This window comes from Bradyrhizobium sp. SZCCHNS3016 (assembly GCF_032484535.1).
Classification (GTDB): domain Bacteria; phylum Pseudomonadota; class Alphaproteobacteria; order Rhizobiales; family Xanthobacteraceae; genus Bradyrhizobium.
In genome coordinates this window covers 104,038-126,369 of the sequence record NZ_JAUETE010000011.1, presented here as the reverse complement: position 1 = coordinate 126,369, position 22,332 = coordinate 104,038, and the positions used below count along the sequence as shown (strand labels likewise).

The window sequence follows — 22,332 nt, the reverse complement described above, 5'->3', positions numbered from 1 at the left end:
GTCAGCGCCTCACTTGACGACGAATTCGATGCGGCGGTTCTGCGCGCGGCCTTCGGCCGTGTCGTTGGAGGCGACCGGCTTGGTCTGGCCGTAGCCCTCCGAGGTCATGCGCGAGGTGTCGATGCCGGCGTCGCCGATATAGCCGACCACCGCCGCCGCCCGGCGCTTGGAGAGGTCCATGTTGTTATCTTCGTCGCCGACATTGTCGGTGTGGCCTTCGATCGCGATCTCGGCATCCTTGCAGCGCTGCGCAACCTCGACCAAGTGATCGAGCAGCGCCAGCGACTCGCGGCTGAGCTCGGCGCTGCCGGTGCTGAAGCGGACGCGGCCCTTGGCGAGCAGCCCGTTGAACGCCGGCTGGCACTCCGCGACCGCGAGTGGCGGGCTTTCCGGCTTGAGGCCGATCTTGACGTCGTCGAGCTTGAAGCCGCTGCCGACCGCATCGGCGAGCTCCTTGCGGACCTGCTCTGCCGACTTGTCGTAGATGGCGAGCCCGTCGACCGTGATCGCCGCGTCCTTCGCCGTCAGCGCGCCGGACCATAGCCGCGCCAGCGCCGGGAACGTCGCCTTCAGCGACTGCACGTAATCCTTTGGCGCGCCGTCGCCGATCTTCAGGCCGTCCTCGACCGTCTCGGTGATGAACGTCGACGTGGCGGCGTCGACGAGATCGCGGCGGGCGGCATCATCAGGCACGTAGCCGCTCAGCATGACACGGCCGTCCTGCTTCTGCAGTCCGAACGCGTAAGGCGAGACCGGGCCGTCGCGGACGTCGATGGACGCGAGTGCGAACGGCGCGGGCAGGGCGCCGGCCAGTTGCTCGCGCACGGCTGCGCCGGTGACGTTGGCGAGTCCGACGCCCCTGAGCGAGACCTGGGTGTCGTTGATCTCGGCGCGCCCCTGCGAAAGCCGGGCGAGCTGCTGCAGCAGGCTCGCGCTCGCTTTGGCAAGGTCGCCATCCGGGGCGCCGCGGGCGATGCCGATCTGGCTCTTGATCGGCTTGCCGTCGAACTGTCCGCTGGCGGAGCCCAGCATCGCATCGCGGGCCGCTCCGCTCGGCGCGAGACCTGTGAGGCTCAAGCCGGTGCCGTCGAACTCCGCCGACCAGCGATAGGGCTTGATCTCCGGCGGCAGAATGTCGGCCTTCGCCAAGGTCAGCCCGGTCGGCAGCTTGCCGACACCGGCCATCGTTTCGTCATAGGCGGCGGTCGAGGGCGCCTCGCCCGAAATCGTGTAGGTGGCGTCGGAGATGACGACGCGGCCCGTGCTCAGCCTGGTGAGCTCCGTCAGCGCATAGGACGTGTAGGCACCAAAATCGCCAGCAGGCGCGCCACGCGCGATCTGCATGTGATGCATCACCGACGCGCCGGGCCAGGCCTTGATCGCGGCGGCCTCGAGCGCGCGCCTGATGTCGTCATCCGGAACGACGCCGGACATCACCAGCGTGTTGCCCTCGCGAACCGCGCTCCAGATGAACGGTTTTGCCTCCGGCGGCAGGATCGCCACCTTGTCGAGCACGGCGCCGCCCGGCAACTGCCGCGTCGCGGCGATGGCGGCCTCATAGGCGTCCGACGATGCGGCGGCACCTGCGATCGAATAGGCCTTGTCCGCGAGCGCGAACGTGCCGCCGTTGAGCTTGGCGGCCTGGACCGATCCGTGGCTCGCGATGGCCGCGAAGTCGGCCGGAGCTCCCAGCGCATAGCCGAGGCGATCGACCACTTCACCGCCGGACGAACGGACGGCATTGAGCACGGCATTCCGAACGGCGGGCGTCGGCACCGCGCCTTCGAGCACGAGCTGGCCGCCGTTTCGCGTGGCGCGGAAGGCATACGGCTTCGGTGTCGGCAGCTTGTCGTAGGTGCCGTCGACGAGCCGAACGCCGTTGACCGACGCGGCGTCCTCCAGTTTCGTCGACTGATCGGGACTGAACTCCGGCCCTTCGATGCGAACGTCACGCCCCGCGACCGAGACCTTGAGAGCCGCGGCTGTGTGGGGGACGGCGGCGGCAACGGCGGCACGTGCCCGCGGTGCGATATCGTCCTCGACCCCCGCCGTCTTGAAGCTCATGGCCGCGAGCCACAGCACGGCAACAGCGATCAGTCCTGCCCACCATTTCGATGGTTGATGCATGTGAGAGCCCCTCGTTTCCCCACCTGCGCCCGGTTCACCCGGATCGATCCGTTGTCATGAACCACGTGCCGAGCCTATCAGAACAGCCATCCGAGACCAGCCGTCGGCACGTTGTGTCCTTCACTATGCACAAGCTGTGAGAGCGTCGTCGTCTGCGAACCTCGGCCGCGTCCATCCCTCCTGAGGGTGCGATCAAAGTATGACCGTTCGACGACGAAGACCGCAACCGGGCAGCCGTCCCGACAATGCGGAGCGTATCACTCCTCCAGCGCCCGGCGCAGGCGGCGGATGATGACGCCGCGGGCGCGATCGTCGGCGGCCTGCTCGATCCGCTCGTGGATGTCGAGCAGCAGACCCGACATGTCGTTGTGCCAGTCCAGCCGGGTGACCGCCTCCGGCGCCAGCCGCCGTCGGCGCGCGACGTCGAGCGGCGTCGGCACTGCGCTCGTCAGCTCATAGACGTCGTCGAGCAGGGGCGAGAACACTTTCGCCGCCGGCACGATCCGCTCGGCGACGCGGGTCGCCAGCGCCGCGATCGCAGCGTCCTCGCCGTGGGACAGGAAGAGGCCACGCGCGATCGGGCGGCGGGCCGCGATCCAGCGCGCGATCTCGGCGCCGTCGGCGTGGCCGGAATAGTCGTCGATCATGCGGATGCGCGCCGCAACCTTGATCTCCTCGCCCTGGATGCGCACCGCCTTGACGCCGTCCTGCAGGAAGCGCCCAAGCGTGCCGTTGGCCTGGTAGCCGACCAGCAGCACGGTGGCGCGGTTGTTCCACAGCCAGCGCTTGAGATGATGGCGGATGCGACCGGCATCGCACATGCCGCTGGCGGCGATGATGATGTGGAAGCCGGTCAGCTTGGCGATCGCCTTGCTTTCATCGACGGTCTCGGTGAAGCGCAGATGCGACGACGACAACAGACGGCCGACATCGCTGCCGCCGTCGAGGCTCTCGGTGTGCGCGCGAAACACCTCGGTGGCGTGGATCGCCAGCGGCGAATCCAGGAACATCGGCGCGGCCGGAATCTCGCCACGCTCCATCAGGCCGACCAGATCGACGATCAGCTCCTGCGTCCGTTCCACCGCGAAGGCCGGGATCAATAGCGCGCCCTGGGCCGCCGCCGCGTCGCGCACCTCGCCGGCCAGACGGCCGCGGCGCAGCTCCGGCGTGGTCGGCTCACGGATGCGGTCGCCATAGGTCGCCTCCGAGATCACGTAGTCGAAGCCCTCGGGCGCTTTCGGGTCCGGCTGCAGCAGCTTGGCGTCGGGCCCGACATCGCCGGAGGCGAGCAGCCGCAGCGGCGCGCCGTCGGCGCCTTGTCCTGCGAATTCGATCTCGATCGAGGCCGAGCCCAGCAGATGCCCGGCATTCCAGTAGCGGGCGCGGACGCCGGGAATGATCTCGGTCCAGGTCTCGTAGGGGACGGCTTGGAAGTATTGCAGCGCGGCGATGGCGTCGTCCTGGGTGTAGATCGGGCTGACCTCGCCGCGGCCGCGCGCGGTGTTGCGGCGGTTCAGCGCCAGCACCTCCTGCTCCTGGATGTTGCCGGCATCGGGCAGCATCCAGGAGCAGAGATCGATGGTGCCGCGCGTCGCGAAGATCTTGCCGTCGAAGCCCATGCGCACCAGTTTCGGCAGCAGGCCGCTATGGTCGATATGCGCATGCGTCAGCAGCACTGCGTCGATCTCGGCGGGACGGAATGGGAAGTCGCCGTAATTGAGCTCCTTCAGCGTCTTCTGACCCTGGAACAGGCCGCAGTCGATCAGCATCTGTCCGTTGTCGGTCCGGACCAGATAGCAGGACCCGGTGACGGTGTGCGCCGCACCGCAGAATCGAACGGTCACACTCATGCGGCGGTCTCCCGAGGACGATGGATCGATGCTCGACGACGGTTCATCACGAACGACCGTTCGCGCCGTCGGCGAAGCTATAGCCGTGGTTGGCGGCGGCCGCGGCTGCGGCCAGATCATGCTCCGACAGATCGCAGGTGAACACGCGATAGAGTGGCTCACCCCGGTCGACACGATCGCCGATCTTCCTGAACAGCATGATCCCGGAGCCCTTGTTCACGGGCGCGCCGGCGGTGCGCGCGAGGCGATTGAGCCGCAGGCAATCGATCGCGGAGACGATACCGTCGTGTTCGGCCTTGACGTCGAAGGCGAGATCGCCGAGCTCGCTGCGGCATTCCGGTGGGCCCTGCGCATCGATGATCTTCAGCATCTGCTTGAGCGCCGCGCCGCTGTCGAGCAGCTCGCGCGCCCTGTTATAGCCGGCGCCGCCGCGCAGCTTCGGATCATATTCGAGCAGATGCGCCGCCAGCCGCAGCGATTTCTCGCGCAGGTCAGCCGGGGCCGACGGCTCGTTGCCCAGCACCGCCATCACGTCGCGCGCCTCCAGCACCGGCCCGATGCCGTTGCCGATCGGCTGGCGGCCGTCGGTGGTGATCACCTCGACCTTGAGACCGAACCTGTCGCCGACGAACTCGAACAGCTTGCGCAGGCGCATCGCGTCCGCGCCGCTGGTCAGCTTGGCGGTCGGGCCGACCGGAAGGTCGAGCAGCAGATGCGTCGAGCCGGCAGCGAGCTTCTTCGACATGATCGAGGCGACCATCTGCTCGCGGGTATCGAGGCTGAGCGGGCGCTCGACCGAGATCAGGATGTCATCGGCCGGCGACAGGTTGACGTGGCCGCCCCAGATCACGCAGCCATTGCAGGCGGCGACGATCGATTTCATCTCCTCCGCGCCGACATTGACCCGCGCCAGCACCTCCATCGTGTCGGCGGTGCCGGCCGGCGAGGTGATCGCACGCGAGGAGGTCTTCGGGATGGTCAGGCCGTGGGCGGCGACGATCGGCACCACCACCATCGAGGTGCGGTTGCCGGGGATGCCGCCGATGCAATGCTTGTCGACCACGACCGGGTCCGGCCATTTGAGCTGAGTGCCTGCATTGGCCATGGCGCGCGTCAGCGCCAGCAGCTCACCCGAGGTCATGAAGCTGGCCGACCCGATCAGGAAGGCTGCGATCTCCATGTCCGAGTAACGGTAGTGGGTGAGGTCCTCGATCACGGCAGCGATCGCCTGGTCGCTCAAGGTCTCGCCCCGGATCTTGGCCCGGACCGCCTCCATGCTGTCGGGCGGCGTCGCGGGCGACACGGTCGCGAGCGTGCCGGCCGGCTCGGCAAAGCGCCGCAGCGCCGGCTCCGACAGGCCGATCTCGTCGGGCCCGATCAGTGCGTCGTCGTCGGTGATCAGGAGTGTGGCCAGCAGCGTCCGCGAGTTGCAGCGCAGCTCGACGCGGCTGAAGCCGCGGAAGACCTCGGGCCGCAGCGCCTTCGAGCGGCGGGAGATCACGACAACGTTCTCGCGGCCGGTGTCGAGCGCGACGCTGCGGATCTTGAGCTGGGGGCGGGCGGAATCTGTTGTGCTCATGGCGACCAGGATAACCTTTAAGGCGGTCCACGCCATCGCCGTTGACCCAGATCATGACGTGGCATCTGGCGGATAAGCCGAATTTTTTCTGAATGTGTCGGACGAGGATTCAGCGGCTCGGCTTTGCCGCCAACCGGCCAGGGGGCCGCGGACTGAGAATAAAGCGAAGCAAGTTCAGTTGCTTGCACTCCGGTTCGGATCTCGGACGTCGGGTGAGGGCGGGCCTACGATGGAATGCCGGCTCCGAATCTGGGCCGAGCAGGTACCTCATCGGGTTAACCGATTGTTCAAGCCGATGACGGAGGGTTTCCGGCGGGGCGTCCATCCCGGCCTCGGCGCGCCCTTCCGGCGCGTCAGATGATCGAGCCCGACCGGAGAGGTAGATGCGGCAGTTGATTGCGAGCTTCCTGAAGAATCAGGCTGGCGCGACCTCGATCGAATACGCCATCATTGCCGGCGGATTGAGCATCGTGATCCTGGCGGCCGTCAATGGCCTGGGCTCGGGACTGAGCAGCAAGTTCACCGCGATCAACACCTCGATCAAGTAGCCCGCCGGTCAAATTGCCGCGCGATCAAGTCGGCGCGTGATCAACTCATTGGCCGATCAAGTCACAGGCGTCGTGATTGTGCACGACGCCTGCTGCATTGTGCCCCATCCCATTCTGTTGCATGCGACGCGCCGCCAGTCTCCACGAACGAAGCTTCCGGCGGGGGCATCGCCGGAAGCTCGTCGAGCAGTCAGAGGTTCAACAGCCCAGCTTCAAAAGTTGCGCTGGGCGCGCAGCAGCATGCTCACCGTGTCCTGGTCCTTGAGCTGGTAGATCGCGGCCGGCTTCGCCGTGCTCGTGACGGCCGGAGCAATCGCCGTGCCCGAATATTTCTGGTCGAGGTGGCTGTAGGTCACGTCGGCCGAGAAGGTCAGGCCCTTGACCGGCGTCCATCGGGTGATGAGGCCGATCTGTCCGAGATTGAAGTCGGGGTTGCAGGTCGAGCCCGCCGTCAGCATCGCGGTGGCGGCAATGCCGGCACAGATGAGGCTCGATCCCGTCTGGCCATAGCGCACCTGGGCATAGGCGCCGTACAGCGCCGTATTCCAGCGCGGATCCCAATTGTGGGTGAAGGCGCCGCGCATGCCCCAGGTCTGCACGGTCGACAGGCCCGTGCCGGTGCCGAACACCGCGTCGGCGACGCCGGCGAAGCCGATGCTCTGATAGGCGCCGGCTACGTTGGTGCCGCCGTACATCGCGTAGGTCGTATTGGCGAGGCTCTGGAAGTTGTAGCGGCTCGCGCCGTCGGTGTAGACCGCCTGCAGGTTGACGACGTCGCCCGGACCGGTCGGGATGTTCTTGATCGACAGCGCCAGTTGCGCGGCCCAGCCCCACTTGTCGGAGGGATGACCCGAGGTCTCGGTCGCGCCGTAATAGGCGGCATGGTTGTCATGCGCGGCGAACGACGCCTGGAAGATGCCCCACGCCTGGTCGACGCGAACCATGCCGATGATGTCGGGAGACACGTTCCCGCCGATGCTGCTGGTGCCGTAGGCGCCGCCGAGCACGCCCGCCGCGGTGATGCCCGAGGTGTTCCAGATGTTGGTGGTGAAGAACTGCGTCTGGTCTTCCAGCGAGACCGCGGCGGTGATGCCCTGGCCGAAATCGGCGGTGTAGGTGAACTGGTTGACGCCGTTGTTGGAGCCGCTGCCGCCGACCAGGCCGTCGAAATTGTTGCCGGGATAGTTGGTCCAGGGCGCGTCGAAGGTCGACACAGCCTTGCCCATCGTGAAGCCGGCGAACTGGATGAAGGCGTAGTAGACGCCGACGATGCCGCCCGAGATGGCATCGCCAGTGTAGGAGGTGGCGCCGGCGCCCGCGCCGCCATAGGAACCCGAAGTCCAGTTCAGCACGGTCTCGAAGTAGGTGCGCACCACGCCATATTCGGTCGCGGTGCGCGTATCGATGTTCAGATCCTGGCGCGAACGGGTCTGATAGCGGTTGCTCAGGCGGTTGTCTGCGCCGGCCTGGCCTGAATAGGCGCCACCGTAGTTGCTGTTGGTCCACAGCGCGGTCTCGGCGCGCAGATAGCCGCCGAGCTTGATGCAGGTGTCGGTGCCGGGAATGTAGTAGAAGCCGGTGCCATACAGCGAGCACACCTTCACATATTCGACGGCCTTGGCCTTCAGCGGAAGATCCGCGGCCTGAGCCGCTGCGGCGGACAGTATCACTGCTCCCGTCCCGAGTAGCAGGCCCCTCAACGTCTTCATTTCCGTTTCTCCGGTTGACGGCGATGCACACGGCCCCCCGCGTGTCGCCTCTGGCTTCGCCAGATTGCTGCTCTCACACATTTGATTCCGTCGACGGCTTGATCGGCGCGACTGGCGGAATGGTTGAATGCAGTGTGCATGAGCCAATTTCGATTTGATGAATGTGCTCTGCTTGTTCGAGGCACACTCGATCGTCGTTAACACGCTGCTCGCACGCACCAGCGTCGACGCGGTCACGCCGCGGTTTTGGCCTCGCTGTGTCGATTTGTTAATGGTGATAATCGTGAATAGGTTAGATGGGAATCCCGAACAATCCCGCTGCACATCGCAAACTGCGCGCATCATGGCGTTTCGCAGCGTCGCTGCCGACGCGCGAATGATCTCTCCGGCCTCGCACGTGATCTCAGCGGCGGTTGGGCTCGACGTGCATCGACGTTCGATGTGACGTCGCTGCTACCAACCCGTGTGCGCCGTAATCCGCCGCGCGCGACATCGCGTCCAGGGTGACGCCGCTGCGCCAGCGCTTGACGAAGTCGAGAAAGACCTGCAGCGGCATCGGCGGTTGCCGGCGGCTCGGATGGTACAGGAACAGTCCGGGCGTCGCGTAGCTCCAGCCGGGCAGCAGCCGCATTAGCCGTCCTTCGGCCAGATGCGGCTCGATCATCGGCTCGACGAGATAAGCAACGCCGATGCCGTCGAGCGCGGCATTCAGCGCAAGATCGAAGTCGTTGACGATGAGGGAGCCGTCCACTGCAATCTCGGTGCGCTCGCCGCCCTTTTCGAAGATCCAGGGCTGCAGCGTATCGTCGGCAGGGACCCGATGCCGGATGCAATTATGGGCCTGGAGATCCTCGGGAACGGCCGGCGCGGGATGCGCCGCGAGATAGCCGGGGGCGGCAACCGCAACGAAGCTGCACTCGTCGAAGACGCGGATGACCTTCATGTCGCGCTCCACCCGGTGTCCGGATCTGATGCCGGCATCAAAGCGATTGCGCACGATGTCACTGTTGGTGTCGTCGACAGCCAGTTCGATATGGATGTCCGGGTATTCGGCGAGGAATGACCTGATCAGGGGGCCCAGCCCCCTTACGGCGAACACGCGGGATACGGTCAGGCGCAGGGTGCCCATCGGCTTGTCGCGGAACGCGTTGATGCTCTCGATGGCCTGGTCGACCCGTTCGAGAATCGGCTGGATCTCCGCCAGCAGGCGCTCGCCGGCCTCCGTGAGGGCCACGCTGCGTGTCGTCCGGTTGAACAGCCTGACGTCCAGCCGCTCCTCGAGGCTCTTGATGGTCTGGCTGATGGTGGGCAAGGAGCAGCCGAGATAAGCGGCGGCCTTGGTGAAGCTCAACGAATCCGCGACGGCTGCGAAAGCGGAGAGCTCGGACAGCTGAACCCGTGCCATCGCTAGGCGTACTGCGCCCGGCGTTGGTCCGCATCGTGCTGAAACATCCATATCCCCCTGATACGCCGCGTCGTGCGGCTGGGACGACTTCGCCAGCGTCGTCCCGACCGACCAGGCACATCGATCTTCCATCAGGAAGCTGTACGCCCGGATCACCATCCCGCGCCGCAGAGCTAGGCGCGACGTGATCATTCCGCAAGCATCGGAGCGATGTCGAAACGATCACAAATCCGCGCCTGATCGCTGGATCACCGTCGCAGGATCAACTTACCTGACCAAGGCAGATGTTTCCGCCGTGAATGGGACGGCAGCGATCGATGCGGTGTCCTTGGAGGATGACAGACCTGTGGCGCCACGCGCGGTGTGGCGTGCCCGCTGCAACACCTGGAACTCGCGGCAGTCGCGGCCGAGCGACCGTTATGCAGAGGACCCGTACGCCGTGCAGAGGTCCGGAGGTCGCTCGCCGTATCGAAGCCTCAACTCGCCTTGCGTGAGCGTGCGGTGGTTCGCACGGGCTTCTCCGACTTCTTCGGCTCCTCGGCCTTCTTCGTCTCGTCCTTGGCCTTCTTGCCGCTGATCGGCAGCAGCATCTCGCGCTGGCCTTCGACGCGCTTCTTCGGCTTCTTGGCCTTGGCCTTCGGCGCGGGGGCGGCCGCGGCGGGCGCCTTGTCACCCTCGCTGGCAAGGCTGCGCTTCAGGGCGTCCATCAGGTTGATGACGTTGCCGCTCGACTTCGGCGCGGTCTTGGCGGCGATCGTCACGCCGCTGCGCTTCTTGTTGATGAGCTCGATCAGCGCGGCCTCGTAGTGATCCTCGAAGTTCTCCGGCTGGAAGTCGGCCGATTTCTTCTCGACGATGTGCTTGGCGAGATCCAGCATGTCGCTGGTGATCTTCACATCCTGGATGTCGTCGAAATATTCTTCCTCGTTGCGCACTTCGTAGGGGTAGCGCAGCAGCGTTCCCATCAGGCCCTTGCCGAGCGGCTCCAGCGCGATGATGTGCTCGCGGTTGGTGAGCACGACACGGCCGATCGCGACCTTGTCCATGCTGCGGATGGTCTCGCGAATGACCGCGAAGGCGTCATGGCCGACCTTGCCGTCAGGGACGAGGTAATAGGGGCGGATCAGATAGCGGCTGTCGATGTCGGTGCGCGGCACAAACTCGTCGATCTCGATCGTGTGCGTCGATTCCAGCGCGATGTCCTCGAGCTCGTCCTTGGTGACCTCGATGTAGGTGTCGGTGTCGACCTTGTAGCCCTTGACGATGTCGTCATTGGCGACTTCCTCGCCGGTTTCGGCATCGACCCTGCTGTATTTGATGCGGTGGCCGGTCTTGCGGTTGATCTGGTTGAAGGAGACCTTCTCGGACTCCGACGTCGCCGGATAGAGCGCGACCGGACAGGTCACGAGCGACAGGCGCAGAAAACCCTTCCAATTGGCGCGCGGGGCCATGACCTACTCCACTTAACTCCGAACTAACGGCTTGCTCCGAACCGGGCTGCTGCGGACGTCGTGCTCGCGGCAGCCGCGAGGATAACACCCGAGGCTGCGGATTCAACAAGCTGGCCGGCAGATTCTCGGATCGGCGTTAACCCGTCGCAGGGGGGCGCCGTACCGGAACATCACCTGGCTGCCGACGTTGCCAACGAGAGTGCGTGACAGAGCGCTTTACCGCTCGAACGCGGATAACAGTCAGCTGAGGGCACCATGGCAGCCAGACGACCGACGCAGATCGTCGAGACCCCCACCGAAGCGCGGCAGGGTGAGCCTGGACCGTCGGTCCTGGCGATCCTGGCCATCTCCACCGGACTGGCGCTGCTGGTCCTCGGCCTGATCTGGTTCGTGTTCTTCCGCACCTGACACGAGGACCGTTCGACCCGCTCAGTTGCGTGGCCGGGGAGGGGACCGGGGGAGCAACGTCCGTCCGCGTCCCCGCAGGTCCGCGTTCGAGCCCCGCCATCGGCGCGGCGGGTCTTCACATGCCCATCCTCCAGAGCTTATATCCGCCCCAATTCTGTCGGCCCTTGCCGGCGGTCCGGATCGAGATGACCAAAAAGTAACTTGGTCGCTCGGGTTCCGTTCATGCACGGTTCACGGCCTTCCGGTTCATCTTGAGGGCGGAAATCGTGCAGTTCAGCTTTGGAGGCAAGCGTGCGTCTGCTCGTTGTCGAGGACGATCCGGATCTCAACCGTCAGCTCACCACGGCCCTGAGCGACGCCGGCTACGTTGTGGACCGTGCGTTCGATGGTGAGGAAGGGCACTATCTGGGAGACAGCGAGCCCTACGACGCTGTCGTGCTGGACATCGGCCTGCCCAAGATGGACGGCATCTCGGTGCTGGAAGCCTGGCGGCGCAATGGCCGGGCGATGCCCGTGCTGATCCTGACCGCGCGCGACCGCTGGAGCGACAAGGTCCAGGGCTTCGACGCCGGTGCCGACGACTATGTCGCCAAGCCGTTCCATCTCGAGGAAGTCCTGGCGCGCATCCGCGCGCTGCTGCGCCGCTCGGCCGGCCATGCCCAGAGCGAGCTGACCTGCGGGCCGGTCACCCTCGACACCCGCACCGGCAAGGTCAGCGTGTCGGGCAACCCCGTCAAGATGACCTCACACGAATACCGCCTGCTGTCCTATCTGATGCATCATTCCGGTCGCGTCGTCTCGCGCAGCGAGCTGGTCGAGCATCTCTACGACCAGGACTTCGACCGCGATTCGAACACGATCGAGGTGTTCGTCGGCCGCATCAGGAAGAAACTCGACTGCGACGTCATCCAGACCGTGCGCGGCCTCGGCTACCTGCTGACCCCGCCGCCGGCCGCAGGCGCCTGATCCATTTCCGGAGCCAGCCATTCGAGGTGGCCGGGCGCCGGCCGTTTCGCTAGTTTGCGGTCATGCGCCAGAGTTCACTTGCCACCCGGTTGTTCCTGTCCGCGACCGCGTGGCTCGTGGTCATTCTCGCTATCACCGGCATCGTGCTGTCCTCGGTCTATCGCAACGCGACCGAGCGCGCCTTCGACCGACGGCTCAACCTCTATCTGCGCACCCTGATCGCCGAGGTCGCCACCCCCGATGATCCACCGGACCGCCAATTCCAGTCATTGGGCGAGCCGCTGTTCGAGCTGCCGCTGTCCGGCTGGTACTGGCAGATCACCCGTACCGACGCCGAGAAGCCGGAGGTACGGGCCTCGCGCTCGCTGTGGGACAAGAAGCTGCCCAAGCTGGAGGAGCAGGGGGTCGAGCTCACGGCGGCCGGGATCCGGATCGGCTATGTCGAGGGGCCGGAGAACCAGGACCTGCGCATGGTCGAGCGCCCGGTGGATCTCGGCTCCGACGGCAAATTCCTGGTCAGCGTCGCCGGCGATGCATCGGAGATCTTCGACGAGACCCGCAGCTTCGACTATTACCTCGGCGGCACCTTCACGGCGCTCGGGATCGTGCTGCTGCTCACGACCATCTTCCAGGTCCGCTATGGCCTCGCGCCGCTGAAACGCATCTCCGAATCGATCGCCGACATCCGGTCCGGGCGCGCCGAGCGGCTGGAAGGGGAGTTTCCGGTCGAGATCGCGCCGCTGGCCCGCGAGACCAATGCCCTGATCGACGCCAATCGCGAGATCGTCGAGCGGGCGCGCACGCATGTCGGCAATCTCGCCCATGCCATCAAGACGCCGCTCTCCGTCATCGTGAACGAAGCGGCGACCCATGCGGCGGACCCCTTCGCGGCCAAGGTGATGGAGCAGGCGGACGTCATGCGCGACCAGGTCGCCCACCACCTCGAGCGGGCGCGGATCGCCGCGCGCGTCACCATCGTATCCACCGTGACGGAGGTGGCGCCGGCCATCGAGGCGCTGCGGCGCACCATGGAAAAGATCTACCGCGACCGCAGCATCGTGGTCGAGGCGACCGCCGATCCCGCCGCGAGGTTTCGCGGTGAGCGCCAGGATCTGGAGGAGATGGTCGGCAATCTGGTCGACAATGCCTGCAAATGGGCGGCTTCGCGGGTTTCGGTCGAGCTCACGGTGGAGCCGCCGGCCCAGTCCGGGGCGTCGCCGATGCTGCGGATCGTGGTCGACGACGATGGCCGCGGCCTCTCGGCCGCCGAGCGCGCCCAGGTGCTGCGGCGCGGCCAGCGGCTGGACGAATCCAAGCCGGGATCGGGGCTCGGGCTGTCGATCGTCACCGATCTGGCCGCGCTCTATGGCGGCCGCCTGACCCTGGGCGATGCCCCGACCGGGGGACTGCGGGCGGAGCTGAGATTGCCCGGCGTTTGACGGGGCGGCGAATTTCGCCATCCTAAAGGTGTTCTTAATACCGCGGACGCTATGGTTCGGGCAGGGGTGCGCGATGTGCGCTCTCGCCGTGGAAATTTGCACGCCGGCGCATGGGTCAGACAGCTCACGAGCGGTTAAGGGAATATCTCGGGCAGCTGCCGCCGAACGCGCAGTCGCTCCTGATGCGCGAATTCGAGCGCGCCATCGAGCGCGGCCAGGACGTCGCCGTGGCGACCCTGGTGCTCGAGCAGTTGCGCAAGGTGGTGCGTCCCGTCGCGCCGGCGGCTCCCGCTCCATCTGCCGACCCGGCGCGGCCCCAACCCGCCATCGAGATCGCCCGTCCGCAGGCCCGCGAGGAGCGCCGCCAGAGCGGCGACGGCCCGCGTCGGCTGTTCCGGCCGCTCGACCCGTTCCTCACCGATTCCACCGGTCCTCTCCGTCCCGGCCAGATCCGCCGTGCCTCGCTGCTGCCGGTCTGGCAGTGGCTCGGCCGCGAAGGCGCGCCGGAGCGCTACGCCGAATTCGAGGCCGCGATGGCGGTCTCCAGCGACAGTTCGCGCGAGGTCGAGATGGCCGCGCGCAAGCTGCAGCGCGCCGCCGCCGACGCGCTGATGAACCTCGTCGGCCCCAACGCGACCGGCGACCGCCAGCGCGCGCTGGCCCGCATCGGCGCCCCCAGCGTGATCGAGGATCTGCTGCCGATCGCGCTGGTGCTGCAGAATCGCGAGGCGCTCGACGGCCTCAACGGCCGGCTGCCCGGCATCATCCGCGTGCTCGGCGATTCGCAGATTGCTTCCGTCACCGAAGCCATCAACGTGCCGTCGCTGCAGACGCCCTTGATGCTGCCGTTTGCATTGTCGCTGGTGATGCAGCGGCTCGCCGCGCCCTGGCAGATCATCCGGCTCGCCACCAAGATCGCGGCATCGGACGATGAGATCCGCGTGGCGGCGACTCCGTTCGGCGTCGCCGTCACCATCGCGCTCAACGATCTCGCCGGGCTCGCCTCGGTGCTGCGCGCCGACATCCGGCGCGGTCATTTCTCCAATCTCGGCGATACGCTGAAGACGCTGCATGACGGCGTTCGCGGCCTGCGCACCGAGCTCGACCTGCGCTCGGAATCGAACTGGGGCAAGCAGCTCACCGCGATCCGCGCCGACATCTCCAATGCCCTGCAATCGGAGATCGACAGCGTGCCGGGCCGCGTCCGCCGCATCCTGCGCCAGCGCGCCGACAAGGACATTCCGGCCGGCGCCGGCGTCGACGGCAGCGAGGTCGAGGAGGTGGCGGCGCTGATCGAGTTCGTCGCCGTCTGCCGCAACTATGCCAGCGAGCTCGCGATCAACGAGGTGACGCTGCGGACCTATTCCGACCTGCAGCAATATGTCGAGAAGGCCACCGAAGCGCTGGTGCAGTCGCTGCGCTCGGGCGACGCGCGGGCGCGCGCCTATCGGCAGTCGCAGGTGTCGGCGGCGATCCGCTTCTGTCACGTCCTGTTCGGCAACGACTACGCCCAATTGATGAGCAGGGCGGCCGAGAACGCGATGAACGGCGAGCGAAAATCCTCGCGCGCCGGCTGAGATTTTCTGCTAATCTGTTTACGTTTTTGATTTTGCAATTTCAGGTTGACCCCGCCCCGGGGCCACGCATAGGTTCCCGCCAGGTTCCATCCTTTTTCATCAAGACCATGATTTCCGTCATCAACTTCGTCGAGGTCGAGAACCGCGTTGTCCGCGCGACCTATCGCAACCTCATGATCAAGGCGAAGGTCGTGCTCGTCGACAAGACGAGCGGGGCGCCACTCGCCGATCCCGTCACCACCATCGCCTCTCCGGTCCCGGTCGGGTCGCTGCGGATCAGGCTCACCGACCATGTCAGGCCGGGGACCTATTTCCTGGTGGCCCTGAACGGGCGCGGCAGCTTTCTCGCCAAGAGCGCCGAGTTCGAGGTCCCCTAATTACGTAATCCTCCTGAGTTTTTTGGCGCGGACGGCTGGGCTACCACGGCGGCAAATGTGAATTGCCGCCGGGAACGGTGCTGGTTAAAAGCGGCGCGAGGCGCGCCTGCCGGTGGGCGCTGACTGGAACTCTGTCCGATGACTCTCTGGTTCGTGTTCGCCGTGATGACGGCCGCGGCGATCTTCGCCGTCCTGCTGCCGCTCGGCCTGGGCGCGCGGGCCTCGTCGGACGGTCGCGAGGTCGTCGTCTACAAGGACCAGCTGGCCGAGATCGAGCGCGACGTCGAAACCGGGCTGATCGGCAAGGTCGAAGCGGAGGCCGCGCGGGTCGAGATCAGCCGCCGCCTTTTGGCCGCTGCGGACCAGGAGGGCGAGGCCACGGTGAAGCCGAGCCTCGGCCTGCGCCGCGCGTCGGCCGTGCTGGCGCTGATCGGCGTGCCGATCGTGGCGCTCGCGGTCTATTTGCCGCTCGGCTCGCCGCAACTGCCGGATTTCCCGCTCACCGCACGCGCGGCGCCGCCCACCGGGACGCAGCCGCTGGAAACGCTGGTGGCACAGGTCGAGCAGCACCTGCAGAAGAACCCGACCGACGGCCGCGGCTGGACCGTGCTCGCCCCGGTGCTGGCGCGGCTTGGCCGCACCGATGACGCGATTCGCGCCTACCGCAACATGATCACCTATGCCGGCGACGGCGCGGCCAAGCGCGCCGATCTCGGCGAGGTGATCACGGCCGCCGCCGGCGGCGTCGTCACCGCCGAGGCGAAGGCCGAGTTCGAGCGGGCGCATGCGCTCGAGGCCGACGAGCCGAAGTCGAACTATTATCTCGGTCTCGCCGCCGAGCAGGACGGCCGCAAGGACGATGCGGGCGCGATCTGGCGGGCGATGCTGGGCAAGGCGCCGGCGGATGCGCCGTGGCGGCCGCTGGTGACGGCGGCGCTCGGCCGGGTCGGCGGCGGCGAGGTGCCGGCGCTGCCGAGCGAGGCGATGGCCGCGGCCAAGAGCATGAGCGACGGTGACCGCGAGACGATGATCCGCGGCATGGTCGACCGGCTGGCGGCGCGGCTGAAGCAGAACGGCGACGACGTCGAGGGCTGGCTGCGCCTGGTGCGCGCCTATGTCGTGATGGGCGATCTCGACAAGGCCAAGGGGGCGCTGTCGGATGCGCGGCAGGCGGTGTCCGGCGATGCCGAGCGGTTGCGGCAGCTCAACGAGGGCGTGAAGACTTTCGGCTTGGATGGATGAGCGGCGCTTCCGCCGCCAACGGGATGACGGGATGACACGCAAGCAGAGGCGTTTGACGATCATCGGCGGTGCGCTGTTCGTGCTCGCGGTCGCGGCAGGGCTGGTGCTCAATGCGCTGCGCGACTCCATCGTGTTCTTCTCGACCCCGACCATGGTGGCGGAGAAGCATATCGGCCCGGGCAAGCGCTTCCGGCTCGGTGGCCTTGTGCAGCCGGGCTCGCTGAAGCGCGGCGACGATCTCGACATCAGCTTCGAGGTCGCCGACGGCGGCGCCAAGCTGCCGGTCGCCTACAAGGGCATCCTGCCGGATCTGTTCCGCGAAGGGCAGGGCGTCGTCGCCGAGGGCGCGCTCGATGCCAACGGCGTGTTCAAGGCCGACACCGTGCTCGCCAAGCATGACGAGACCTACATGCCCAAGGAAGTCGCCGACAGCCTGAAGAAGCAGGGTCATTGGAAGGACGATTACGGCAAGCCGCAAGCCGGCGCCAAGCCAGCCGGCGCAGCCACACCAAGCCCGGTGTCGATGCGCGAGGGGGCTGACAAGAGCGCGGCAGGAGCGACGCAGTGATTGCAGAGAGCGGACATTATGCCCTGGTGCTGGCGCTCGCGCTGGCGCTGATCCAGTCGACCGTGCCGATGCTGGGCGCCGCCCAGCGCGACGTCGCGCTGATGAATGTCGGCCGCTCGGCGGCGCTGGCGCAATTGCTGTTCGCCGGCCTGTCTTTCATCGCGCTGATCACCCTGCACGTGACCTCGGATTTCTCCGTCGCCAACGTGTTCGAGAACTCGCACTCGATGAAGCCGCTGCTCTACAAGGTCACCGGCGTGTGGGGCAACCACGAAGGCTCGATGCTGCTGTGGGTGTCGATCCTGGCGCTGTTCGGCGCCATGGTCGCGGCCTTCGGCAACAACCTGCCGCTGTCGTTGCGCGCCCGCGTGCTCGCCGTGCAGGCCTGGGTCGCGACCGCGTTCTATCTGTTCATCCTCACCACCTCGAACCCGTTCACGCGCCTCGCCACCCCGCCGATCGAGGGCCGCGACCTCAACCCCGTCTTGCAGGACATCGGCCTCGCCGTGCATCCGCCGATGCTCTATCTCGGCTATGTCGGCTTCTCGATCTCGTTCTCGTTCGCCATCGCCGCGCTGATCGAGGGCCGCATCGATGCCGCCTGGGCGCGCTGGGTGCGGCCGTGGACCCTGATGGCCTGGATCTTCCTGACGCTCGGCATCGCCATGGGCTCGTACTGGGCCTATTACGAGCTCGGCTGGGGCGGCTGGTGGTTCTGGGACCCGGTCGAGAACGCCTCGCTGATGCCCTGGCTCGCCGGCACCGCGCTGCTGCACTCCGCCGTCGTCATGGAGAAGCGCAACGCCCTCAAGGTCTGGACCATCCTGCTGTCGATCCTGACCTTCTCGCTGTCGCTGCTCGGCACCTTCCTGGTGCGCTCCGGCGTCATCACCTCGGTGCACGCTTTCGCCAGCGATCCCACGCGCGGCGTCTTCATCCTCGGCATCCTCGTGCTGTTCATCGGCGGCAGCCTGACGCTGTTCGCCGGCCGGGCCACCGCGCTGAAGCAGGGCGGCCTGTTCGCGCCGATCTCGCGCGAGGGCGCGCTGGTCTTGAACAATCTGCTGCTCACCGTGTCCTGTGCCACCGTGCTGTTCGGCACGCTCTATCCGGTCATCATGGAGGCGCTCGACTTCAAGCTCTCGGTCGGCGCGCCCTTCTACAACATCACCTTCGGCCCCTTGTTCGCGCTGCTCTTGCTGATGGTGCCGTTTGGCCCGATGCTGGCGTGGAAGCGCGGCGATCTCGTCGCCGCGATGCAGCGGCTGCTCGCGGCCGGCATCACCGCGCTGGTGGCGATCGCGATCGTCTGGGCGTGGGCGCGCGGCGGCAGCGCGCTGGCGCCTGTTGGCATCGGCCTCGGTGTGTTCGTGATCACTGGCTCCGTCGTTGATCTGGTCGAGCGCAGCGGCGTGGCCCGCGTGCCGTTCAGGACCGCGCTGCACCGGACCCGCGGCCTGCCGCGCTCGGTGTGGGGCACGGCGTTCGCGCATGCCGGCCTCGGCGTCGCGCTGCTCGGCATCGTCTGCGAGACCACCTGGAACAGCGAGCTGATCAGCACGCTCCGTCCCGGCGACGTCCGCAATCTCGCCGGCTACCAGATCAAGTTCGACGGCATGACCCAGCGCCAGGGCCCGAACTTCAGCGAGGTCGTCAGCACCTTCGTCATCAGCGAGGACGGCAGGCAGCTCAGCGTCCTGACGCCGAGCAAGCGCAGCTTCGCCACCCGCGGCATGTCGACGACGGAAGCGGCGCTGATGACCCGCGGCGTCAGCCAGCTCTACGTCTCGCTCGGCGATGCCACCGCCGACGGCGGCCTCGCCGTGCGCATCTATCACAAGCCGCTGGTGCTGCTGATCTGGTTCGGTCCGGTGCTGATGGCGTTCGGCGGCCTGCTGTCGCTGTCCGACCGGCGCCTGCGCGTCGGCGCGCCGCGGCCGGCGCGTGCCGCGCACGCGCTGCAGCCGGCGGAGTAGGGCGGATGCGACGCATTCTCGGTCTCGCGGCGCTCGCGCTGCTGCTGGTCGCGGCGCCGGTGGCGCATGCGGTGCAGCCCGACGAGGTCATGGCCGACACGGCCAAGGAGCAGCGCGCCCGCGCGCTGTCGCGCGAGCTGCGCTGCATGGTCTGCCAGAACCAGTCGATCGACGATTCCGATGCGCCGCTGGCGCGCGACCTGCGCCTCCTGGTGCGCGAGCGTCTCGCCGCCGGTGATAGTGACAATCAAGTGCTGGATTTCCTGGTCGCGCGCTACGGCCAGTTCGTGCTGCTGAAGCCGCGCTTCGAGCGCCAGACCCTGTTGCTGTGGCTGCTGCCGCCGGTGCTGCTGCTCGGCGGCGGGCTTGCGCTGTGGCTGCAGGTGCGCCGCCGCGGCCAGCGCGGCCCGGAGGCCACGCCGAAGCTGACGGCGGAGGAGGAGGCGCGGCTTGCGGCGCTGATGGCCGCGGAAAAGCCGCCGCCGGCGACATGAAGTGCGCGACTTATGGTCGATGCGCCGCGCCGGTTTCGGAGCTCACCCTCATGGTGAGGAGGCGCGCAGCGCCGTCTCGAACCATGAGGCCACAGCGCGGGCCTCGCCCTTCGAGACGCCCGCCTGCGGCGGGCTCCTCAGGGTGAGGAGCGGAAGGCAGAACGTGGCCGGAGTGCTCATGGTCAGCGTCCAGCATGCCTTCGATGCTCCATCTTGCTTCGGCCGGTAGCCCGCAAAACCCCGTGCTCGCCCCGCCCCCGTGCTTTCATCTTATTTTACCTTTGTCTGGAAGTGTGCGTTGACATTCCGTCTGACGTACCCGGGCAAATCCGATGTTCTCCAACAGTAATCTGACGATCCGCTTCCTCGTGGGGGGCGTCGTGGCCTCTCTCCTCATGCTGTTGGCGATCGGCGGCGGCACCGGCTTCATCGCGGTGCTCTATCTCAACAACCAGATCACCAGCCTGTCGTCGGATTTCGCCAGTCTCAGCGGCCCCGCGCGCGATCATGCGATGCTGACCTATCAGCAGGCGCAGTCGGCGTTCTCCTACTTCCTCATGGCCTGCGTCGCCATTGCCGTGTTCGCCAGCGCCGTCTGCCTGATGACCTATGCCGCCGTGCAGAACGGCATCCTGCGCCCGCTCGCCGCGATGGTCAGCGCCATGCGCGACGTCGCCGACCAGAAATTCGACACGCGCATTCCCGGCCTCGGCCTCAGCAACGAGATCGGCCAGCTCGCCGGCGCGCTGGAGGTGTTCAAGACCAACGGCATCGAGCGCCAGCGCCTCACGGAGCGCGAGCTGCAGGAGGCGCAGCGCCAGGGCGAGCGCTCGCGCTTTCTCGACGGCCGCATCCATTCCTTCAACGAGCTCGTCGCCAGCGTCGTCGGCAGCGTGGCGTCCTCGGCGGTCCGGCTGAAGAGCAATGCCGAGACCCTGTCGCGCGCCGCCAACGACACCTCCGCCAAGGCCAATGCGGTCGAGGCCGCCGCCAACCACGCCAATCGCAGCGTGCAGACGGTGGCCGGCTCGGCCGAGGAGATGTCGAGCTCGATCGGCACCATCAGCCGCCGCGTCTCCGACGCCACCCAGCGCGCCGAGGGCGCGGCGTCGCAGGCCGAGAAGAGCAAGAACACCATCCATTCGCTGTCGGACGCCGCCGAGAAGATCGGCGCCGTCGTCCAGCTGGTACAGGCGATCGCCTCGCAGACCAACCTGCTGGCGCTGAACGCCACCATCGAGGCCGCCCGCGCCGGCGAGGCCGGTAGGGGCTTCTCGGTCGTGGCGTCGGAGGTGAAGAACCTCGCCAACCAGACCAGCAAGGCGACCGACGAGATCTCCGCCCACGTCGCCAGCATCCAGGGCATCACCGCCGAGACCCGCGGCGCCATCGACGGCATCTCGACCACGCTCTCCGAGATCAGCGCCATCATGTCCGGCATCGAGGTCGACACCTCGCAGCAGCGCAACGCCACCCAGGACATCTCCAAGAGCGTCCAGGAAGCCGCCCGCGGCACCCTCGACGTCTCCAACCACATCGCCCAGATCACCTCCACCTCGGCCGAAACCGGCCGCCTCGCCTCTGAGGCTCGCGACGCCGCCGGCGAGCTGTCGCAACAGGCCGAGACGCTGAAGCGCGAGGTGGATGCGTTCATAGTGAGCGTGAAGGCGAGTTGAGGAGATATTCGTAGCCCGGATGAGCGCAGCGATATCCGGGATCTAACGACCTGTAGAGGTGAACCCGGATGTCGCTACCCTCGTCCGGGCTAAGCTTGCTGGCATGCAGCACGGTGCTCCTACCAGTGTCCATCTTCAGTCTTTGCACGATCCGGTAGTTTCAACAGGCTTGTCACGAGTTGATACCTGCACATCGCTCATCTCGCCAGTCTTCTTGTTCAAGATCAGCACTCGTGTCCTGTAGTCGGGCTTGCCGCCGTTGAGATATTTTTCGATAAGTTCGTTTGACGGCTCGGTTGATACGCCCAAAGCCACCGCTATTAGGCCATTGGCGTTATCTTCAATAAGCGTGAGTCGCTTTTGAGATTGACCTTGAGTGGTCCCGTCTTCAACGACCACTTGGCTTTGGTTGATTGTATACTTCACAACCTTTGGCTTGCCGTCATCAAGAATCGAGCAGTACCAAATCGCGCCCGCGTGGCAGGGTGTTGCCCCCAAAATCAGCAGGCCAGCAACAAGTGCCGATGCAGTTCGATGTGCCATCCCATTTCCCCACCACTCTTAGTATAAGCCTTTACGGCCGGAGAGTACCCATAAAGTACAGAGCAATGAATCGCTGCGCCGAGATCGAAATGTCGGCTCCGCAGGGTCGAACTTCGGAAATGAACACATGGCAGCCTCATTGAACCTATGAACCCTGTGGTAATCAGAAGCTTTGCAGAAGCGAAACGGAGGATTTCCGAACGGCTTTTGTCTAAGGCTTGGTTGTCGTCCGAGTATTGGATAGGGCAGTACCAACTTCACCCCTTGCCCGTCGCCTAGATCATCCGTTCTTCGGAAAAGCAGTCAATGCATTCCGAAAAACGAAAATCCTCTTGCCTCCCACCCCAAATCACCCGTATGCTCCGCCCGTTCCGTACCGCTGAGGGAGCGTATCGCG

Annotated in this window: 19 protein-coding genes; 11 read left to right on the top strand and 8 right to left on the bottom strand. The window is 66.3% G+C overall.

All coding sequences use genetic code 11. The features are described 5' to 3' along the window. Positions 1 to 9: 9 nt before the first annotated feature. The 3 genes from QW881_RS21280 to QW881_RS21270 all read right to left on the bottom strand — a co-directional run bounded on the left by QW881_RS21280 (position 10) and on the right by QW881_RS21270 (position 5,556). The gene (locus tag QW881_RS21280) at positions 10 to 2,127 is read right to left on the bottom strand and encodes an OmpA family protein (protein ID WP_316159003.1); all 2,118 of its coding nucleotides are present in this window, start codon (positions 2,125 to 2,127) and stop codon (positions 10 to 12) included. A gap of 257 nt (positions 2,128 to 2,384) precedes the next feature. Beyond that, positions 2,385 to 3,977, bottom strand: a complete 1,593-nt coding sequence (locus tag QW881_RS21275; RefSeq protein ID WP_316159001.1) for an MBL fold metallo-hydrolase — start codon at positions 3,975 to 3,977, stop codon at positions 2,385 to 2,387. Between the two features lie 46 nt (positions 3,978 to 4,023). After that, positions 4,024 to 5,556, bottom strand: coding sequence for a thymidine phosphorylase family protein (locus QW881_RS21270; protein WP_316158999.1), 1,533 nt, complete (start codon positions 5,554 to 5,556; stop codon positions 4,024 to 4,026). A 383-nt stretch (positions 5,557 to 5,939) separates the two neighbouring features. Here QW881_RS21270 and QW881_RS21265 point away from each other — a divergent pair, with 383 nt between their 5' ends. Further along, entirely contained in the window at positions 5,940 to 6,104 is a 165-nt protein-coding gene (locus QW881_RS21265; RefSeq protein WP_315716136.1) for a Flp family type IVb pilin, read from the top strand. Positions 6,105 to 6,316: 212 nt separating this feature from the next. Here QW881_RS21265 and QW881_RS21260 read toward each other — a convergent pair whose 3' ends face one another. From QW881_RS21260 to QW881_RS21250, 3 genes are all read right to left on the bottom strand, one after another. Continuing rightward, positions 6,317 to 7,813, bottom strand: coding sequence for a porin (locus QW881_RS21260; RefSeq protein ID WP_315777566.1), 1,497 nt, complete (start codon positions 7,811 to 7,813; stop codon positions 6,317 to 6,319). Positions 7,814 to 8,216: 403 nt separating this feature from the next. After that, entirely contained in the window at positions 8,217 to 9,218 is a 1,002-nt protein-coding gene (locus QW881_RS21255; protein ID WP_315777567.1) for a LysR family transcriptional regulator, read from the bottom strand. A 476-nt stretch (positions 9,219 to 9,694) separates the two neighbouring features. Next, positions 9,695 to 10,669: a Ku protein gene (locus tag QW881_RS21250; protein WP_315756473.1), complete on the bottom strand. Its 975-nt coding sequence runs from the start codon at positions 10,667 to 10,669 to the stop codon at positions 9,695 to 9,697. Between the two features lie 255 nt (positions 10,670 to 10,924). Between QW881_RS21250 and QW881_RS21245 the strand changes: the two genes are divergently transcribed. From QW881_RS21245 to QW881_RS21205, 9 genes are all read left to right on the top strand, one after another. Then, positions 10,925 to 11,077, top strand: a complete 153-nt coding sequence (locus tag QW881_RS21245; protein ID WP_315756472.1) for a hypothetical protein — start codon at positions 10,925 to 10,927, stop codon at positions 11,075 to 11,077. Positions 11,078 to 11,368: 291 nt separating this feature from the next. Beyond that, entirely contained in the window at positions 11,369 to 12,043 is a 675-nt protein-coding gene (locus QW881_RS21240; protein ID WP_006614547.1) for a response regulator transcription factor, read from the top strand. A 62-nt stretch (positions 12,044 to 12,105) separates the two neighbouring features. Beyond that, positions 12,106 to 13,482, top strand: a complete 1,377-nt coding sequence (locus QW881_RS21235; RefSeq protein WP_315739840.1) for a sensor histidine kinase — start codon at positions 12,106 to 12,108, stop codon at positions 13,480 to 13,482. Positions 13,483 to 13,592: 110 nt separating this feature from the next. Beyond that, on the top strand, positions 13,593 to 15,059 hold the full coding sequence (locus tag QW881_RS21230; protein ID WP_315756471.1) for a hypothetical protein: 1,467 nt from the start codon (positions 13,593 to 13,595) through the stop codon (positions 15,057 to 15,059). A gap of 107 nt (positions 15,060 to 15,166) precedes the next feature. Further along, on the top strand, positions 15,167 to 15,436 hold the full coding sequence (locus QW881_RS21225; protein WP_315756470.1) for a hypothetical protein: 270 nt from the start codon (positions 15,167 to 15,169) through the stop codon (positions 15,434 to 15,436). 138 nt (positions 15,437 to 15,574) lie between these two features. Then, on the top strand, positions 15,575 to 16,678 hold the full coding sequence (gene ccmI / locus QW881_RS21220; protein ID WP_315739837.1) for a c-type cytochrome biogenesis protein CcmI: 1,104 nt from the start codon (positions 15,575 to 15,577) through the stop codon (positions 16,676 to 16,678). 31 nt (positions 16,679 to 16,709) lie between these two features. Next, complete coding sequence (gene ccmE / locus QW881_RS21215) at positions 16,710 to 17,246, top strand: cytochrome c maturation protein CcmE (RefSeq protein ID WP_315756469.1); 537 nt, start codon at positions 16,710 to 16,712, stop codon at positions 17,244 to 17,246. Beyond that, positions 17,243 to 19,222 carry a heme lyase CcmF/NrfE family subunit gene (locus tag QW881_RS21210; RefSeq protein WP_315756468.1) on the top strand — a complete coding sequence of 660 codons (1,980 nt, stop codon included), beginning with the start codon at positions 17,243 to 17,245 and terminating at the stop codon, positions 19,220 to 19,222. The genes ccmE and QW881_RS21210 overlap by 4 nt, the downstream gene beginning before the upstream one ends. Positions 19,223 to 19,227: 5 nt before the next feature. After that, positions 19,228 to 19,716: a cytochrome c-type biogenesis protein gene (locus tag QW881_RS21205; RefSeq protein ID WP_315756467.1), complete on the top strand. Its 489-nt coding sequence runs from the start codon at positions 19,228 to 19,230 to the stop codon at positions 19,714 to 19,716. Positions 19,717 to 19,764: 48 nt separating this feature from the next. Here QW881_RS21205 and QW881_RS21200 read toward each other — a convergent pair whose 3' ends face one another. Then, positions 19,765 to 19,896, bottom strand: a complete 132-nt coding sequence (locus tag QW881_RS21200) for a hypothetical protein (RefSeq protein ID WP_315739833.1) — start codon at positions 19,894 to 19,896, stop codon at positions 19,765 to 19,767. 152 nt (positions 19,897 to 20,048) lie between these two features. On the opposite strand from QW881_RS21200, the gene QW881_RS21195 reads away from it, so the two are divergent. After that, a complete protein-coding gene (locus tag QW881_RS21195) occupies positions 20,049 to 21,392 on the top strand; it encodes a methyl-accepting chemotaxis protein (protein WP_315756466.1) in 1,344 nt (447 codons plus the stop codon). A gap of 135 nt (positions 21,393 to 21,527) precedes the next feature. Here the strand turns inward: QW881_RS21195 and QW881_RS21190 are convergent, their stop codons facing one another. Further along, a complete protein-coding gene (locus QW881_RS21190; protein WP_315756465.1) occupies positions 21,528 to 21,935 on the bottom strand; it encodes a hypothetical protein in 408 nt (135 codons plus the stop codon). Positions 21,936 to 22,332 lie beyond the last annotated feature (397 nt).